The organism is Neobacillus sp. DZ-9, assembly GCF_059587065.1.
Genome location: NZ_JCAIOL010000002.1, coordinates 370,101 through 386,845 on the forward strand (window position 1 = coordinate 370,101; position 16,745 = coordinate 386,845).

Genomic DNA, 16,745 nt, shown 5'->3' on the forward strand with positions numbered 1-16,745 from the left:
TTCCTGCTATGTTTAACTTTTGTCACAGCTAAAAAAAAAGTGAAGCTCTACAATAACTTAGGGGAAGAAAAATTTTTATGTCTTTTTTTTGAACGAAATTGTGGGAGGGACATTATGTCTATTTTACCAACGAAAAATGAATTAGGATTTTTTGAAATCCGTCTTGAATCAATCGGTGGGCTTGGTGCAAACTTAGCTGGAAAAATGTTAGCAGAAGCTGGCGTTTTAAGTCTTGGCTTAAAAGGTTCCAATTTTTCATCATATGGATCTGAAAAGAAGGGTTCTCCGGTTAAGAGTTTTATCCGTTTTTGTGATCCTGATGTCGAAATTAGAGATCATAGTCCGATCGAACAGCCGCATGTTGTAGGTGTTTTCCATGAAGCATTATATAGAACGGTTAATGTTGTCAGCGGATTGAATGCTGATGGAATCGTTTTAGTAAACACAGCTAGAGAATTTGATGATGTTAAAAAAGATTTACAGCTTGAATATGGCACACTTGCCATTGTAGATGCTTTATCCATTGCTGTTGAGGAAAAAACAAAGGTAAATACAGCGATGCTTGGTGCATTATATCGTATTTGTGATTTTCTTGATCCTGATTCAATGAGAGATGTGATTCGGAAAACGTTTACTAAGAAATATCCTCATCTGGTTGAACCCAATATTCGAACGTTTGACCGCGGTTATAATGAAGTTCAATTTAAAAAATATGAAGTGCCGGAAGAAGCAGAAGGAAAGGCCTTCACACGTTCGTTTCCACAGCTTGGCTACATGACGCAGGAAATCGGCGGGGTTATGGTTTCGCAAGCAAATAGTATTTTTAAAGATTTAAGCGGATCACGCCAAGGATTTCTTCCGGAGTTCCAACAAGAAAAATGCATTCATTGTGCTGCCTGTGATAATGTTTGTCCCGATTTTTGTTTTGTCTGGGAAGAAGGAGAAGATAAGCGCGGCAGAAAGCAAATGTTTCTTAAAGGAATTGACTATCAATATTGTAAAGGCTGCTTAAAATGTGTGGAAGCATGTCCCACAGATGCACTTGGTGACCTTCGTGAAATGCTTGGATATGCAGACGAAAACCGAGTGAAGCAAAACTTTCCTTATATTGCAGGGGGGATTCTCTAATGGCTATTTTAGAAGATAAGTTAACTACACAAGGAACCACAGAACAGATTTCTACATTTGAGTCAGGAAATGAAATGGCTGCCATGGCGGCAGCGCAAATTAATTATCACATCATGGGATATTTCCCAATTACCCCATCAACAGAGGTCGCCCAATTTTTAGACCAGATGAAAACACGCGGCGAGCATGATATTAAGCTTATTCCTGCTGATGGAGAACACGGTTCGGCTGGTATTTGTTACGGTGCTGCTGCGACTGGAGCCCGTGTTATTAATGCAACAAGTGCCAATGGTTTTTTATACATGCTTGAACAAATGCCAGTCCAATCAGGTACTCGTTTTCCAATGGTTATGAATCTAGTAACTCGTGCAGTCAGCGGGCCTCTGGATATTCGCGGTGATCACTCCGATCTTTATTATGCATTGAATACTGGCTGGGTGATTTTAACGGCTAAAACGCCCCAAGCCGTTTATGATATGAATATTATTGCATTAAAGATTGCCGAGCACTCAAAAGTACGCCTGCCAGTTATTTTGGCTTATGACGGATTCTTTACATCCCACCAAAAACGCAGAGTTGAATTTTTTAAGGATCGTCGTGTTGTTCAGCAATTTGTTGGCGAATGTCCAACTGATTACAACTTTGTCAGGGATTTAAGCAAGCCAGTAACAATTGGGGCACATATGAGCGGTGATGATTTCATTAATAATCACTTTCAGCAATCTGAAGCAATATATAATGCTGGTGAAGTATTTAAGGAAGTTGCTGCAGAATATGCGAAGCTATCCGGTAGAGAATACCCTGTTCTCGATGTATATAAAATGGAAGATGCAGAAGTGGCATTATTCCTCTTAAACTCAGCTGCAGAGTCAGCGAAGGATGTAGTAGATCAGCTTCGGGAAAAAGGGATTAAGGCAGGTGTCATCAGCCCGAATATAATCCGGCCATTCCCTGCGCAGGAAATTCGCGAAGCACTTAAGAATGTAACAACATTATTAGTTGGTGAACGTGCAGATTCATACGGCGCAAATGGGCCAAACTTAACACATGAAGTGAAATCAGCACTTCAAGATGACAAGAACAATAAAACAATCGTTTTAAGTCGTGTTTTCGGTCTTGGCGGTAAGGATTTCTATGCAAGTGATGCCCAGGCATTCTTTGATATGGCGATCGAAGTAATGGAAAAAGGCTATGCTGAAAAATCTTTTGATTACTATGGCCATATTCCTGGCAATCCTGAAAAAATTCTTAAGCCGGTTATTTTGCCCCAGCATGGAGATGTATTTAAAACGGGTTTAATCGATGTCAAAATGAATGAAGAGACCAATAAATTAAACGTGAAAATTCCTCCTTTACGTGCGCTTACTGGTAAGCCAAAACGGATTGCATCTGGTCACGGGGCATGTCCAGGCTGCGGGATATTTGCTGGATTAGAACTTTTCTTTAAAGGAATTGAGGGCGATATTGTTACTCTGTTCCAAACGGGGTGTGCTTATGTAACGACAACGGGTTATCCAAGCACATCACATAAGCAAACGATGATACACAACCTGTTCCAAAACGGTGCCGCTACCTTATCAGGTACAGTTGAAGCATTCATGGAATTAAAACGCCGTGGTGAAATCAAGATTTCTGATGATGCGACGTTTGTGATGATCACAGGTGATGGGGGTATGGACATTGGAATGGGGTCTGCAATTGGTACAGCGCTTCGTGGACATAAGCTAATCATGCTTGAGTATGATAATGAAGGGTATATGAATACTGGTTCCCAAATGTCATATTCTACTCCAATTGGGCATATGACAAGTACATCTGGTGTTGGTAAAGCCCAGCAGGGAAAAGCCTTCCATCATAAGGATACCGCACAAATCATGGCGGCAACTAACATTCCTTATGTGTTTACAGGTTCAGAGGCATTCCCGCAAGACCTAGTGAAAAAAGGTGCAAAGGCACAGTGGTATGCTCAAAATGTTGGCACTGTTTACGGGAAAATACTCATCACATGTCCGCTTAACTGGAAATCAGATGACCGCTACGGAACAAAAATTGTCGAAGCAGCGGTTGATTCTTGCTTCTTCCCGCTTTATGAAGTGGAGCAAGGAATTACGACGATTACGTACAATCCTGAAGATAAGAAAAAACGGATTCCACTTTCTGACTGGTTGAAATATATGGGTAAAACTAAGCATCTTCTTAAGGAAGAAAATAAACCATTATTAGAAGAATTTGAAGCAGAAGTTGAAAAGAGATGGCAGCGTCTAAAAGCTAAGAATGATAACCCATTGTTATAATATCAATGAAAAAGCAAAGTGTATATCTTTGCTTTTTCTGTTATAATAATAATTTCTATATAGAGAAGGATTTTTGCAATTCTTGTCGAATATCTGATTTGATTATTGTCGCTATTTAATTGCTTTCGTGGGGTGGCTGTACGTGAAGAGGCAGAACAAACAGAATGATGCTTTACCTCTATTTTTTAGTCAAAAGCAAAGAATAAATAATGATTTGGACTATAGTGAGAATATGTATAGACAGATTTTTGAGGATTCGATGGATGGACTTATTCTTTGGGATCATCGGCATCGTATTGTAGATATTAATAATGCTGGAGAAAAGTTATTTGGAATTTCAAAGAATCAACTAATTGGCAGGAGCATATTTGACCCTTTCAACCATTTTGAAAAAATGCAGCTGGAAATAAAAAAGCACATTGAAGTGGTTGAAGATAAAGGGCACCACACATCTACAATGATTTTTGACGTCGAGAATGGTAAAAAACTGTTTTTTGAATATTACACTAAACATAATATAATTGATGGCTTGAACTTTACTGTATTTAAAAATGTAACAGAAAAAATGCAATTAGAAGAGCACTTGCGAAAATCGGACCGGTTAAATATCATTGGTGAACTGGCAGCAGGAATTGCCCATGAAATTCGTAATCCAATGACAGCTTTAAAGGGTTTTATTCAGTTGCTTGAAAGCAGCATTAAAGAAGAGCATTCCATGTATTATCAGGTGATTACCTCTGAGTTAGCGAGAATTGATACGATAATAAATGAGTTTTTATTTATTGCTAAACCACAGGCAATAAGATTTCAGGAAAAGAATATTATTCAAATTATGAAGGAAACTTTGGACCTTTTAAATGCTCAAGCAGTCCTTTATAATGTGCAATTTAATACCCAATTTGATGATGGTCTTCCACACTTGTATTGTGAACCTAATCAATTAAAAAAAGTTTTTATTAATTTAATAAAAAATGCAATTGAAGTCATGCCAAATGGCGGAACCATCTCAATTACAATTAAAAATTACAAAGACAACCATATTCGAATTTCCATTCAAGATGAGGGAATGGGTATAGCAAAAGATAAACTAAATAAAATAGGTGAACCTTTTTACACAACGAAAGAAAGAGGTACCGGACTTGGATTAATGGTCAGCTACCGAATTATCGAAGAACATAAGGGTTCCCTCCGTATCGAGAGTGAGGAGGGAAGAGGATCCATTTTTCATATAACTTTACCGCATGGCCATAAAAAGAGAGAATAAAAACACTTCCACAATCAGGAAGTGTTTTATTTGTTTGACAGAATAAAATAAATTCGATATATTTCTAATTAGATGAATATCAAATTTGAAAGGTTGAGATCTTTGATGCAGCTAAACCGCTTAGTCGAGTTCTATAAAACAATGGGGGATCCAACAAGGGTTAGAATTGTTTCACTTTTAGCTAAAGGACCTCTGCATGGACAAGCGATTGCAGGCAAGCTTGGCTTAACCGCACCAACAATTACCCATCACTTAAAAAAATTGCGCGAGGTTCATCTGGTATATGAAAGAAGAGATAAAAATACTATTTACTTTTATTTAAATAGTTCTTTAATCAAACAGCAGGCCGAAGTACTCTCGCAGCTATTAGAAAAAAGGGGGGAGGAACTGGAGAATATGGTGGAAGATAGTCTTGAAAGGCAAAAAATAATTGAGAATTTCTATACTAGAGAAGGAAAATTAAAAAATATTCCTGCACAGCGGAAAAAGAAATTAATCGTGTTTGAGCATATGGTACAGGGATTAAAAAATGGAAAGAAATATGAAGAAAAAGAAATAAATGAGTATATTAAACAATTTCACGAGGATTATGCGACGATTCGCCGGGAATTCATCATTAATCATTATATGTATCGGGAAAATGGAATTTATGAACTAAATCCAGAAGAAATGTGGGCGAAGCCTGAATGAAACAGCAATCCGAACCTTCGGATTGCTGTTTCATTACTAAAGGTTCTTTTCGTAAACTTTGTTAATTAACAATTTATGCAAAAATAGCCTTACTAAATTACCGTTTCAACTACATGAATAAACTCTTGTAGGTCTTTGATTTCTTTTCGAAGTTTAATTAGGTTTTTACCAAGTTCCAATGTCTTCAGTTTAGCAGCTAAACGTATTTCTTTATTTTCGATTGAATCCAAATCAGCAACATGTGCAAGACCGATGGTTCTTCTAATTAATTCACAGCCGGCAAAACCTAGAGAGTCATCGAAAAATTTAGATAAATTATATTTCAAGAATTCAGATGTTTTTGCTATAGGTTCCTTATTCTCTCGTTCCCACAAATGAGAAAATTGATTTTCAAATACATTCCAGACTGTTTCAATATGCTTGATAAAGATATCACGGTTTTTATCGTTCACAATGACCTGGAAAAGTAGGTTGGCAAATACTTGGCCGATATCAAATCCGGCAGGACCATAAAAAGCAAATTCAGGGTCAATAACTTTTGTTTCCGAATGATCGGCAAAAACGCTTCCAGTATGGAGGTCACCATGAAGGAGAACTTCTGCATCGGTTAAAAAGCTTTTTTTCAAAATATTAACATGATGCTTCAATGCCTCATCCTGCCAAAGTTTTTCAACTGCCGGCCTTAATTCAGCTTCAAAATTATTTGTCTCTGCATCATAAAATGGATCTGTGAAGATTAAATCCTCTGTAATTTTGCATAGTTCAGGATTGATAAACTGCTGTACTCTTTCTTTTTTAACTGCAGGACCTAAACCATAATCTGAGGTGTAAAATAAAGTTTTAGCGAGATATTCTCCAAGATGCTGTGAGATTAATGGATAGGCTTCTCCTTGGATAAAGCCTGTTCTTGCAATCAAAAGGTGAGACAAATCCTCCATGACCGTTACAGCGAGTGCATCATCCGTGTAATAAACCCTAGGTACAAAATCAGGGGCAATTTGGCCAAAAATTTTTAAGGCGTCTGCTTCAATCTTGGCTCTTTTTAGGGTTAAAGGCCAGCTTTCCCCAACTACCTTTGCGTAAGGAAGGGCTTGTTTGATAATGATGCCTTTATCATGCTGTTTATCGACAATATGAAAAACAAGGTTTAAGTTGCCGTCACCAATTTCCTTGCAGGTAAGGTCCGCATTTTTAGGAAATACATTTAAACTTAATGCTAGATCAATTGCTGCAGCTTCGGTTAATGGTTGATAGGTTTGTTGTTTTAATAGGCTCATTGTTTTATTCTCCTTTTTGGAGGCTTGGATGTGCATGGAGCACAAAAAAGCCTCTTTCTTTTTTGAAAGAGGCTCTGAAGACATTCATGTCTGTCGCACCTCTTATCTTTCAGAAAGAACATCCTTCTGTTGGAATTAGCACCGTGCCTTTTTGGGGTTTTCCCCGGCGAAAAATCCGCCCCATTTGATAATGGTTTATGGTCGGTTGCTGGGCTTCAAAGGGCCAAATCCCTCAGCCAGCTCATGATAAGAGTATCTTTTTATAAATTTAATAATCTGATAAGTACTATAACAGGATAAAAAGATAAGTGTCAATATTTTTTGGAAATTATTTGTATTGCCATCTAAAACGTTTCGGAATTTTTACTTTACAAGTAAATATAAAAGTTATATCATTTGTGACTAGAATTTCAAACTAAAATTGAAATAGTTAGAGCAGGTGAGAGTATTGAAACAATTTCCGCCATCAAATCTTTTAAATAGTCTTCCAAAACAATTTTTTGCCTCCCTTGTGAAAAAGGTTGGTCAATTTCTTGAACAAGGCTATGATGTTATTAATTTGGGACAGGGAAATCCTGACCAGCCTACACCCGCGCATATTGTTGCCAAGCTTCAGGAAGCAGCAGCCAATCCCATCAACCATAAATATTCGCCCTTCCAAGGACATCAATATTTAAAACAGGCTGCATCAGAATTTTATTTGAGAGAATATGGAGTTACCCTTAATCCAGATAAAGAAGTCGCCATTCTTTTTGGCGGCAAAGCTGGCCTAGTAGAAATACCTCAGTGTTTGTTAAACCCTGGTGACACCATTCTGGTCCCAGATCCAGGCTATCCCGATTATTGGTCTGGTGTCGCCCTTGCGCAAGCTGAAATGGCGATGATGCCGTTAAGAGAGAGTAATCATTTCTTACCAGATTATGAGGAACTGTCACCGGAAATTTTATCTAATGCTAAATTAATGTTCCTCAACTATCCTAATAATCCGACAGGAGCAACTGCTACGGCTGAGTTTTTTGAGGACACTGTCAAGCTTGCCAGTAAAAATGATATTTGCGTTGTCCATGACTTTGCCTATGGGGCAATAGGTTTTGACGGAAAAAAACCAATCAGCTTCCTGCAGGTGGAAGGAGCAAAAGATGTGGGGATCGAAATTTATACACTTTCCAAAACCTATAATATGGCCGGCTGGCGAGTGGGGTTTGCTGTAGGAAATGAAAGTGTTATTTCGGCCATCGAGCTTTTGCAGGATCATCTATATGTAAGTTTATTTGGTGCTGTTCAGGAAGCTGCAGCTGAAGCATTAACTGCATCACAAGATTGTGTGAAGGAATTAAATCAGCTTTATGAGAGAAGAAGGAATGTCCTAATTGACGGCTTACGCTCGCTAGGCTGGGATGTTACCGCACCTAAAGGATCCTTTTTTGCATGGTTAAAGGTCCCCGATGGACTAACGTCAGAGGAATTCGCTAACATTCTTCTCGAACAGGCACATATTATGGTCGCTCCAGGTATTGGCTTCGGTCAATATGGAGAAGGTTTTGTCCGTGTTGGACTTTTATCATCTGAGGAGCAACTAAGGGAAGCTGTCGGAAGAATTAGCAGTTTAGAAATTTTTGAAAAATAGGTTGACATTTTATTTCTTTCTTGGGATAATCCAAACTAAAGTTAACCAATGTGAAAATAATGAATATTACAAATCGTTTTCTTATCAAGAGCAGGCGGAGGGACTAGCCCAATGAAGCCCGGCAACCGACTTAAACCATTTTTAAGCACGGTGCTAATTCTTGCAGCGAACAGCTGATAGATGAGAAGATGTTAGTTTGGTAATGCTAACCTCTTCTTTTCGAAGAGGTTTTTTTATGTTATTACGAAAGGAAGTGTAATAATGTCTGAATTAATCGCTACATATTTACTGCATGATGAAAAAAATCCAGACAAAAAAGCAGAGGAAATTGCACTGGGACTGACAGTGGGTTCATGGACAAATTTGCCCGAACTCGAACAAAACCAATTACGAAAGCATAAGGGAAGGGTCGTTTCCATCGAGGGAATTCATTCGGAAAAAGAAAATCAAACCTTGATTCGTATTGCCTATCCGACACTTAATTTTTCAAATGATATACCGGCGATTTTAACAACTGTTTTTGGAAAACTTTCTTTGGATGGAAAAATAAAATTACTGGATTTGGAGTTTGCCGAAAATATTAAGCGTTTATTCCCAGGCCCGAAATTTGGGATTGAGGGGATTAGAGCGAAATTAAACGTATATGATAGACCGCTTTTAATGAGCATCTTTAAAGGAGTACTTGGTAAAGATCTTTCTTTTTTAGCCGAGCAGCTAAGGCAGCAGGCACTTGGTGGTGTCGATCTTGTTAAAGATGACGAAATTCTTTTTGAAAATGCACTAACACCCTTTGAAAAAAGAATCGATGCTGGGAAAAAGGTGTTAAAAGAGGTCTATGATGAGACGGGCCATAAAACGCTTTACGCTGTTAATCTGACAGGCAGAACTTCTCAGCTTAGGGATAAAGCAAGAAAGGCGGCGGAACTTGGAGCAGACCTTTTACTTTTTAATGTGTTTTCATATGGGCTCGATGTTCTTCAAGAATTAAGAGAGGACGATGAAATAGGTCTTCCGCTTATGGCCCATCCTGCAGTCAGCGGGGCTTTAACATCGTCGCTAGAATTTGGATTTTCCCATTCCTTGCTGCTTGGTAAGCTGCTAAGGTATGCGGGTGCAGATTTGTCACTTTTTCCATCTCCATATGGAACTGTAGCATTGGAAAAAACATCTGCGCTCGCGATTGCCAGTGAATTAACGAAGGCGGATACCTTCCTAAAGGCATTCCCTGTCCCTTCCGCAGGAATCCACCCAGGACTTGTTCCTTTATTAATTCGTGACTTTGGGATCGATTCAGTCATTAACGCAGGCGGCGGCGTCCATGGTCATCCAGATGGTGCCTGTGGCGGAGGCTTAGCATTCCGTCAGGCAATCGAAACAAACCTCCAAGGGAAACTGCTAGCCCAAGGAGCTGAACAGTTCCCAGATCTCAAAAAGGCATTGACGTTATGGGGGAATGCTGAGGTGACAGTGTAAATGTCCCGGCCAGTCATTTATTGCGATTTTGATGGGACGATAACAGAAAGTGATAATATCATTGCCATCATGAAGAAATTTGCACCTCCAGGGTGGGGGGAAATAAAAGATCAGATTCTATCCCGTCAGATTTCAATTAGCAAAGGTGTAGGTAAGTTATTTTCTCTGTTACCAAGTGATAGGAAAGATGAAATAACAAAATTTGTGATTGAAAATGCGAAAATTCGTGCAGGTTTCAAAGAGTTTGTTGCATTTGCACATGAGAAAGGAATTCCCCTCTATATTGTAAGTGGTGGAATCGATTTCTTTATTTATCCAATTCTAGCTGATTATGGGCCATTTGCAGGAGTATTTTGCAATGAATCCGATTTTTCTGAAGAAGGAATTCGGATTCTTTGGCCGCATACATGTGATCCTTTATGTAAAAACGATTGCGGCTGCTGTAAACCGAGCATCATTCGTCAGTTGAATCATAAAAATAGCTTTAGGGTTGTCATCGGAGACTCCGTTACGGATCTTGAAGCTGCAAAGCATGCCGACTTAGTATTGGCAAGAGATTTGTTACAGGAGAAATGCCTGGAGTGGGGGATAAACCACCGGGAATTTCATACATTCTTTGATTGTATTGAGGAGATAAAAAAAAGAATTGAGGTGGGTGAACTATCATGCTAAAGGAAAGATGGAATGAATTAGCTGATGTAAAGGATGAATTGGCTGAACGGGATTGGTTTATGGGGACAAGTGGAAACCTGGCGATTAAAGTTAGTGATCACCCGCTTCGATTTTTGGTAACAGCAAGTGGGAAAGATAAGCGCAAGCGTACAGAAGAAGATTTCTTACTCGTTGACGAATTTGGCCATGCAGTAGAAGAAACCCATTTAAAGCCTTCAGCTGAAACCTTGCTTCATGTTGAGATATACCGTAAGACTAATGCAGGCTGCAGTCTCCATGTCCATACGATTGATAATAATGTCATTTCAGAAGTATATGGTGATAATGGCGAAGTAACCTTTAAAGGGCAAGAACTGATAAAGGCATTTGATAAATGGGAAGAGGATTCCGTTCTGAAAATACCGATTATTCGGAATTATGCTCATATCCCAACACTTGCAAATAAATTTTCCGAACATGTTTCAGGCGATACTGGCGCCGTCTTAATTCGAAATCATGGCATTACCGTTTGGGGAAGAAACGCTTTTGAAGCTAAGAAAATACTTGAAGCCTCAGAATTCTTATTTCGCTATCAATTACGCTTGCTAGAACATAAACGAAATCAATTATTTAAAGTTGTTTAATATTTTGGCAGTGTTAAAGGTTCCTGTTGATTTTTTAACCCTGTTGATTGGAGAGGAAGGTGCGAGACTCCTGCGGGAGTACGGTACAGGGGAGACCCCGCAGGCGCTGAAGCGCCGAGGAGGCTCCCCGAACCGCCCGCGGACCGCTCGCGCCTGGAGCGGAAATCAACAGACTAGTTTAACACTGCCAATATTTTAAAGGGGAGAGATGAAAAATGGCATATATTACATTTCAAAACAAACAGGACCAACTTCATGAACATGAGGAGGTTTCTAGCTTTCTAGCTTCTCAGGAAGTAATTTATGAAAATTGGGATATTAGCAAACTACCTTCATCACTAGTGGAAAAGTATTTATTAAGTGATGAAGAAAAAGAAGAAATCTTAAATACCTTTGCAGGAGAAATTGCTGATATTTCCACGAGAAGAGGCTATAAAGCTCAGGATGTCATCTCCTTATCAGAACATACACCTAATCTGGATGTATTATTGACAAACTTTAAGAACGAGCATCATCATACAGATGATGAAGTCCGTTTCATTGTTAGCGGGCATGGTGTTTTTGTCATCCAAGGAAAAGATGGTGAGTTTTTTGAAGTCCATCTGAATCCAGGAGACTTGATTTCAGTTCCTGAAAATACAAGGCATTATTTTACTTTAGAGGAAGACCGTAAAGTAGTCTCGGTGCGTATCTTTGTGACAACTGAAGGCTGGGTGCCGATTTATGAAAAATTAGAAGTAAATCAATAATGATAAAAAAACTGGCAGCATCGATTAGCCAGTTTTTTTGTGAAATAATATAGGAATTTTGTACTAAAAAATATTTTGATAAAACAATGTAAACCCTTTCAATATTAAACAAATAGAAAGTGTTAGAAAACTTGAAAAAGGTACTTTAATTTTTTGAATAAACTGAATTATGATTCCGGTCTTTTATATAGAAAAATGTCGAAAAAAGTAGAAAACAAACGAAAATCATGTCGAATACCAAGATTAATAGATTGTTTTGTCTACTTTTGCGAATGTATTTACTTTTATAAAAATTCTTGTCATAATTCTTCAAGTAGTCTACTTTTTTAGCAGTTTACAGTAATAATGTAAGAGGCAGGGGGATAACATTGTACAAGTATAGTAATAATCAATCCGACATGATTGAGGAAATCAAAGCAAAAAGGGAATTAATGATAAATAGTGCCAATACACAGGGCTTTACTAGTGAAGAAACGATAAAATACAGCCAGGAACTAGATGAATTGATCAATGAGTACCAAAAAATCATGGGAAAAACTCCACGGCCAAATGAAGAGGTTAAATTTGCCTTTCAACAAATGATCATGATTTGGCCAAGAGTATTAGTATAAAGAATCTTTACATAGAAAAATATCAATAATGAATTCTTTATAAATATTAAACAACATAGCTCTTGCGGAAAATGATAAACCCTATAGGACAAGCCTTTAACCACAGAAGTCAATAAATATCCTAAAAAGGAAGTAACAATTTCAAGTGCACCTGTTAAGGTTGCAAGAATGAAGGTCTTCAGTTTACTAATTCGCTGATTGATTAAAAATAATGCGACAAGGAGGCCTTCGGGCGCATTTTTGTGCGCCAATTGTCAATGCAATTAAATTCCCGGTATCTCCTTCCTAAAGTGGCGCAGCTAACGCCACTTGATAAACCTTCAGGTATATTATGAAGTCTAAAGCTGAAAGAACGCTGCCAAAAAAACTTCAAACATAAAATCCTCTTAACAAAAATCCCATAAAAAAAGAAACCATTTATTTCTACAATATTAGACAGTTACTGTGATTTTTATCATTGTTTATATCTCAATATTTCTTATAGTTAAATTAGTACTATTTTGTAATAAACACTTACATCATGACTCTCTACATACATTGCTGCTTCTATAATTCTTCAATTGCTTTTGTTAAAACTCCCTAGAAAACTGTCCAGATGACTTTAAAATTTAGTTTAAACATGTAGGAAAAAAAGAAAACTATCAAACTTGGGTAATATGCTTATATTTCGATACATATATCGTTAATAAAAGCATTTTAAATAACCAAAGAAGGCGAACGCTTTCAACATTTTTAGACTATATGGAGGAGGGAAAGTCCTACATGCACATTGTCGTATGTGTCAAACAAGTACCCGATACAAAAATCATTAAAATTAATCCCAAAACAAACACACTCGACCGGCGCAGTGCCCCGGCAATCTTAAACCCTTACGATGCACATGCGGTTCAAGAAGCTGTGAAAATTAAGGAAATAACAGGCGGTTCGATATCAGTGTTGTCAATGGGGCCGCCGCAAGCAACTGCAGTGATTAAAAAGAGTATTGAAATAGGTGCTGATAGAGGGTATTTAATTTCTGACCGTGCCTTTGCAGGAGCAGATACACTAGCAACCAGTTACGCCTTATCAAAAGCATTAGAAAGAATCAACAAGGATCATCCTGTAGATATGATTATTTGTGGTAAACATGCCATCGATGGTGATACAGGACAAGTTGGGCCCGGGATTGCGAGAAGAATGGATATCCCGCCTGTAACAAATGTTATCGAAGTTATCGAAGTTAATCAGAAGGAAAAAACGGTTTTGATAAAACGGAAACTGACAAACGGCTATGAATTAATTCAGTCGCAGCTTCCCTGCCTGTTAACTGTTGAAAAGGAAATTAATGATATCGAATATTCGCCAATGCCTAACATGATTGAAGCAGCTAGGTATGAGCCGATTATTTGGGCAGTTAGCGACCTAGAAAAAGTTAATCTGGCACAGCTGGGACTGAAGGGTTCTCCAACGATCGTTGGAAAAATGTTTACACCCCCACGACCTGAAGGTGGAAAAAAACTAGAAGGTTCTGCTGATGACCAAGTTAGCCAGCTCATGGAAGTATTGATGGAGAAAAAAGACCTGTTTACATTACAATCATCCAAATAACAAAGACTAAATCTTTTTGCCGCAGGGAGGGGTTTACATGAATCTGGACGATTATCGTGGTGTCTGGGTATTTATCGAACAAAATGACGGAAAAATTGAAGGTGTATCACTTGAACTGCTTGGTGCCGGGCGAAAGCTTGCTGATAAATTGCAAGTTCCATTGGCGGGATTCTTGCTTGGCCATGGAGTTAAGCCTTTAGCTCAAGAGGTAATAGCTTACGGCGCAGATACCGTGTATCTTATTGACAATCCAGTCTTAAAACATTACCGAACAGAGTCATATATGAAGGCTGTTATGCACGTAGCTAAAAAATATAAGCCTGAAATCATCCTATATGGAGCGACACCAAACGGTAAAGACTTAGCAAGCGCAGTGGCAACTGACTTAAGCACCGGATTAACCGCAGATACTACCATGCTGGATGTGGATATAGATAGCAGATTACTAGAAGCAAGCCGACCGGCGTTCGGCGGTAATATTATGGCAACCATTCTTTGTAAAAAGCACCGCCCGCAAATGGCAACGGTGAGGCCAAAGGTCATGAAGGCATTAGAGCCAGAATCAAGCAGACTTGGTAAAATTATCGAAGAGAAAATTACTGTCGAAGAAGAAGAAATCAGGACAAAAGTCCTTCAAATTGTGAATGATGTAACAAAAAAAGCCAATTTAGCCGATGCACACGTTATCGTTTGCGGCGGAAAAGGAATGGGGGATGTGCAAAATTTCCAGCTCATTCATGAATTGGCTGACACCATAGGTGCAAGTGTTGGGGGTACACGTGACGTGGTTGAAGCCGGGTGGCTTAGGCACGAACAGCAGGTTGGTCAAACAGGGGAAACGGTTACACCGAAAATTTATTTTGCAATCGGAATATCAGGGGCCATTCAGCATGTGGTGGGTATGAAAAATTCTGAGTTCATTATCGCCATCAATAAGGATCCGAATGCACCGATATTTGATGTAGCAACCTATGGGATTGTTGGGGACGCAATGGAAATTGTCCCTAAACTAATCGCACAATTTAAGAAGCTAAAAGCGGAAAAAGGCGGTGAAATAATCTATGTCTGAAAAATTTGATGTTATCGTAGTCGGAGCAGGCCCAGCGGGTACTTCTTGTGCCTTTACTTGTGCAAAAAGCGGCTTAAACGTATTGCTTATTGAAAGAGGGGAATACCCAGGAGCTAAAAACGTCATGGGCGGTGTATTATATCGTAAGCAAATGGAAGAGCTCATCCCTGAATTTTGGAAGGAAGCTCCGCTTGAAAGACCTGTAATAGAACAGCGTTTTTGGATGATGGATAAGGAATCTGTTGTTTCCTTTGGCTATAAAGGTCTTGAATGGGCAGTAGAGCCATATAATAACTTTACCGTACTTCGAGCTCAGTTTGACCAATGGTTTGCTGGGAAAGCAGTAGAAGCAGGTGCACTGCTTATCAACGAAACCGTTGTAACCGAATGTATAGTTGAAAATGGTAAGGTGATAGGAGTTCGCACCGACCGTCCGAATGGTGAGGTCTACGCAGATGTCGTGGTCCTTGCGGATGGTGTAAACTCGCTGCTATCCAAACAATTGGGCTTCCATAAAGAGTTCCGTCCAGATGAAGTAGCTTTAACAGTCATGGAAGTTATTAATCTGCCAAAAGAAAAAATTAATGACCGCTTTAATTTAGAAGATAATCAAGGCTGTACGATTGAAATATTTGGTGACTCCACTAAGGGAAACCTTGGAACTGCATTCCTTTATACCAATAAGGATAGCTTAAATATCGGAGTAGGAACGACCCTATCTAGTATGATTAATGCGAAAATGAAGCCATATGAGCTACTTGATTACCTGAAAAATCACCCAATGGTGAAACCGTTGATTACCGGCGGTGAATCAGCCGAATATCTTGCCCATCTCATTCCTGAAGGAGGCTATCGTTCTGTACCAAAGGTGGCAGGTAATGGTGTTATTGTTGTAGGTGATGCAGCACAGCTTGTTAATGCCATTCATCGTGAAGGTTCGAACATGGCGATGCATTCAGGATTATTAGCAGCAGAATCCGTTATAGAGGCTAAACATAGGGGAGACTTTTCTGAAGCCAGTTTAAATCTCTATCGTGAGAAGCTTTATGATAGTTTTATTATTAAAGATTTAGAGAAATACAAAGACGCTGCACACACATTTGAAAAATATCCGCAATACTTCAAAGAATATGTACCAATGATGAACAAAGCAATGAGCAAATTCTTTACCGTAGATGGAACACCAAAACGCGATAAACAGAAACAAATCATGAAGAGTGTGACATCAGAAAGAGGGACGCTTCGGGTAATTCAAGATATTTATCGAGCTTGGAAGGCGGTGAAATAATGTCAACTAAAAATATCGAAGAAAAACAGTATCTTCTCCGTTTTAAGTGTGACACGAAATCTCATTTGACCGTACTTGATCATGATATTTGCATGACGAAATGTCCTGACAAGATTTGTACCGTCTTTTGTCCTGCAGAGGTATATAAATGGGAAGGGACCAGGATGCAAGTGGGCTATGAAGGCTGTCATGAGTGCGGAAGCTGCCGTATCGGCTGTCCTTACCAGAACATTAAATGGGAATATCCGAAGGGTGGACACGGTATTGTCTTCCGTTTAGCCTAATAAAAAAGTGCTGTATGCAATCATTGCATACAGCACTTTTTTATATTAAAAGATTTAGAAAAACACTATATGTATGTTATTTCACAAGTAGGGATAAAAAGAAGGTGAA

General features: G+C 38.8%; 16 protein-coding genes, 1 pseudogene and 2 riboswitches. Of the genes and pseudogenes, 15 read left to right on the plus strand and 2 right to left on the minus strand.

The annotated features are described in order from the left end of the window. The first annotated feature begins 114 nt into the window (after positions 1-114). The 4 genes from AC59HZ_RS06340 to AC59HZ_RS06355 all read left to right on the plus strand — a co-directional run bounded on the left by AC59HZ_RS06340 (position 115) and on the right by AC59HZ_RS06355 (position 5,376). The gene (locus tag AC59HZ_RS06340; RefSeq protein WP_496545009.1) at positions 115-1,128 is read left to right on the plus strand and encodes a 2-oxoacid:acceptor oxidoreductase family protein; all 1,014 of its coding nucleotides are present in this window, start codon (positions 115-117) and stop codon (positions 1,126-1,128) included. After that, complete coding sequence (locus AC59HZ_RS06345) at positions 1,128-3,422, plus strand: thiamine pyrophosphate-dependent enzyme (protein WP_496545010.1); 2,295 nt, start codon at positions 1,128-1,130, stop codon at positions 3,420-3,422. The genes AC59HZ_RS06340 and AC59HZ_RS06345 overlap by 1 nt, the downstream gene beginning before the upstream one ends. A 142-nt stretch (positions 3,423-3,564) precedes the next feature. Continuing rightward, the gene (locus AC59HZ_RS06350) at positions 3,565-4,686 is read left to right on the plus strand and encodes an ATP-binding protein (protein WP_496545011.1); all 1,122 of its coding nucleotides are present in this window, start codon (positions 3,565-3,567) and stop codon (positions 4,684-4,686) included. A gap of 105 nt (positions 4,687-4,791) precedes the next feature. Continuing rightward, a complete protein-coding gene (locus AC59HZ_RS06355; RefSeq protein ID WP_496545351.1) occupies positions 4,792-5,376 on the plus strand; it encodes a DUF2087 domain-containing protein in 585 nt (194 codons plus the stop codon). A gap of 92 nt (positions 5,377-5,468) precedes the next feature. On the opposite strand, the gene mtnK is transcribed toward AC59HZ_RS06355, so the two are convergent. Then, positions 5,469-6,653, minus strand: coding sequence for an S-methyl-5-thioribose kinase (mtnK, locus tag AC59HZ_RS06360; RefSeq protein WP_496545012.1), 1,185 nt, complete (start codon positions 6,651-6,653; stop codon positions 5,469-5,471). Positions 6,654-6,752: 99 nt separating this feature from the next. Next, a riboswitch (SAM riboswitch) is annotated at positions 6,753-6,906 on the minus strand. A gap of 195 nt (positions 6,907-7,101) precedes the next feature. Between mtnK and AC59HZ_RS06365 the strand changes: the two genes are divergently transcribed. The 7 genes from AC59HZ_RS06365 (at position 7,102) to AC59HZ_RS06395 (ending at position 12,408) form a co-directional block, all read left to right on the plus strand. Further along, on the plus strand, positions 7,102-8,280 hold the full coding sequence (locus AC59HZ_RS06365; RefSeq protein WP_496545013.1) for a pyridoxal phosphate-dependent aminotransferase: 1,179 nt from the start codon (positions 7,102-7,104) through the stop codon (positions 8,278-8,280). Between the two features lie 78 nt (positions 8,281-8,358). Further along, positions 8,359-8,467: riboswitch (SAM riboswitch) on the plus strand. Positions 8,468-8,541: 74 nt separating this feature from the next. Further along, positions 8,542-9,753, plus strand: a complete 1,212-nt coding sequence (gene mtnW, locus AC59HZ_RS06370) for a 2,3-diketo-5-methylthiopentyl-1-phosphate enolase (protein WP_496545014.1) — start codon at positions 8,542-8,544, stop codon at positions 9,751-9,753. Continuing rightward, the gene (locus tag AC59HZ_RS06375) at positions 9,754-10,425 is read left to right on the plus strand and encodes a 2-hydroxy-3-keto-5-methylthiopentenyl-1-phosphate phosphatase (protein ID WP_496545015.1); all 672 of its coding nucleotides are present in this window, start codon (positions 9,754-9,756) and stop codon (positions 10,423-10,425) included. After that, on the plus strand, positions 10,419-11,048 hold the full coding sequence (locus AC59HZ_RS06380) for a methylthioribulose 1-phosphate dehydratase (RefSeq protein WP_496545016.1): 630 nt from the start codon (positions 10,419-10,421) through the stop codon (positions 11,046-11,048). Before AC59HZ_RS06375 ends, AC59HZ_RS06380 begins: the two co-directional genes overlap by 7 nt. A gap of 4 nt (positions 11,049-11,052) precedes the next feature. Beyond that, entirely contained in the window at positions 11,053-11,247 is a 195-nt protein-coding gene (locus tag AC59HZ_RS06385) for a hypothetical protein (protein ID WP_496545017.1), read from the plus strand. Between the two features lie 16 nt (positions 11,248-11,263). Next, a complete protein-coding gene (locus AC59HZ_RS06390) occupies positions 11,264-11,797 on the plus strand; it encodes a 1,2-dihydroxy-3-keto-5-methylthiopentene dioxygenase (protein WP_496545018.1) in 534 nt (177 codons plus the stop codon). 368 nt (positions 11,798-12,165) lie between these two features. Then, on the plus strand, positions 12,166-12,408 hold the full coding sequence (locus AC59HZ_RS06395; RefSeq protein WP_430069256.1) for a Spo0E family sporulation regulatory protein-aspartic acid phosphatase: 243 nt from the start codon (positions 12,166-12,168) through the stop codon (positions 12,406-12,408). Positions 12,409-12,435: 27 nt separating this feature from the next. Here AC59HZ_RS06395 and AC59HZ_RS06400 read toward each other — a convergent pair. Beyond that, a pseudogene (locus AC59HZ_RS06400) lies at positions 12,436-12,745 on the minus strand (ZIP family metal transporter); the annotation flags it as partial. 425 nt (positions 12,746-13,170) lie between these two features. On the opposite strand from AC59HZ_RS06400, the gene AC59HZ_RS06405 reads away from it, so the two are divergent. Genes AC59HZ_RS06405 through AC59HZ_RS06420 form a run of 4 tightly spaced genes read left to right on the plus strand, consistent with a single transcriptional unit; the run spans position 13,171 to position 16,636 of the window. After that, positions 13,171-13,995: an electron transfer flavoprotein subunit beta/FixA family protein gene (locus AC59HZ_RS06405; RefSeq protein ID WP_496545019.1), complete on the plus strand. Its 825-nt coding sequence runs from the start codon at positions 13,171-13,173 to the stop codon at positions 13,993-13,995. Between the two features lie 37 nt (positions 13,996-14,032). Further along, the gene (locus tag AC59HZ_RS06410; protein ID WP_496545020.1) at positions 14,033-15,064 is read left to right on the plus strand and encodes an electron transfer flavoprotein subunit alpha/FixB family protein; all 1,032 of its coding nucleotides are present in this window, start codon (positions 14,033-14,035) and stop codon (positions 15,062-15,064) included. Beyond that, entirely contained in the window at positions 15,057-16,352 is a 1,296-nt protein-coding gene (locus tag AC59HZ_RS06415) for an FAD-dependent oxidoreductase (RefSeq protein ID WP_496545021.1), read from the plus strand. The genes AC59HZ_RS06410 and AC59HZ_RS06415 overlap by 8 nt, the downstream gene beginning before the upstream one ends. Continuing rightward, positions 16,352-16,636 carry a ferredoxin family protein gene (locus tag AC59HZ_RS06420; protein ID WP_098526926.1) on the plus strand — a complete coding sequence of 95 codons (285 nt, stop codon included), beginning with the start codon at positions 16,352-16,354 and terminating at the stop codon, positions 16,634-16,636. Before AC59HZ_RS06415 ends, AC59HZ_RS06420 begins: the two co-directional genes overlap by 1 nt. Positions 16,637-16,745 lie beyond the last annotated feature (109 nt).

Coding starts and splice junctions, on each gene's coding strand:
- AC59HZ_RS06340 (WP_496545009.1), top strand. CDS start 115: ATGTCTATTTTACCAACGAAAAATGAATTAGGATTTTTTGAAATCCGT.
- AC59HZ_RS06345 (WP_496545010.1), top strand. CDS start 1,128: ATGGCTATTTTAGAAGATAAGTTAACTACACAAGGAACCACAGAACAG.
- AC59HZ_RS06355 (WP_496545351.1), top strand. CDS start 4,792: ATGCAGCTAAACCGCTTAGTCGAGTTCTATAAAACAATGGGGGATCCA.
- mtnK (WP_496545012.1), bottom strand. CDS start 6,653: ATGAGCCTATTAAAACAACAAACCTATCAACCATTAACCGAAGCTGCA.
- mtnW (WP_496545014.1), top strand. CDS start 8,542: ATGTCTGAATTAATCGCTACATATTTACTGCATGATGAAAAAAATCCA.
- AC59HZ_RS06375 (WP_496545015.1), top strand. CDS start 9,754: ATGTCCCGGCCAGTCATTTATTGCGATTTTGATGGGACGATAACAGAA.
- AC59HZ_RS06380 (WP_496545016.1), top strand. CDS start 10,419: ATGCTAAAGGAAAGATGGAATGAATTAGCTGATGTAAAGGATGAATTG.
- AC59HZ_RS06390 (WP_496545018.1), top strand. CDS start 11,264: ATGGCATATATTACATTTCAAAACAAACAGGACCAACTTCATGAACAT.
- AC59HZ_RS06405 (WP_496545019.1), top strand. CDS start 13,171: ATGCACATTGTCGTATGTGTCAAACAAGTACCCGATACAAAAATCATT.
- AC59HZ_RS06410 (WP_496545020.1), top strand. CDS start 14,033: ATGAATCTGGACGATTATCGTGGTGTCTGGGTATTTATCGAACAAAAT.
- AC59HZ_RS06415 (WP_496545021.1), top strand. CDS start 15,057: ATGTCTGAAAAATTTGATGTTATCGTAGTCGGAGCAGGCCCAGCGGGT.
- AC59HZ_RS06420 (WP_098526926.1), top strand. CDS start 16,352: ATGTCAACTAAAAATATCGAAGAAAAACAGTATCTTCTCCGTTTTAAG.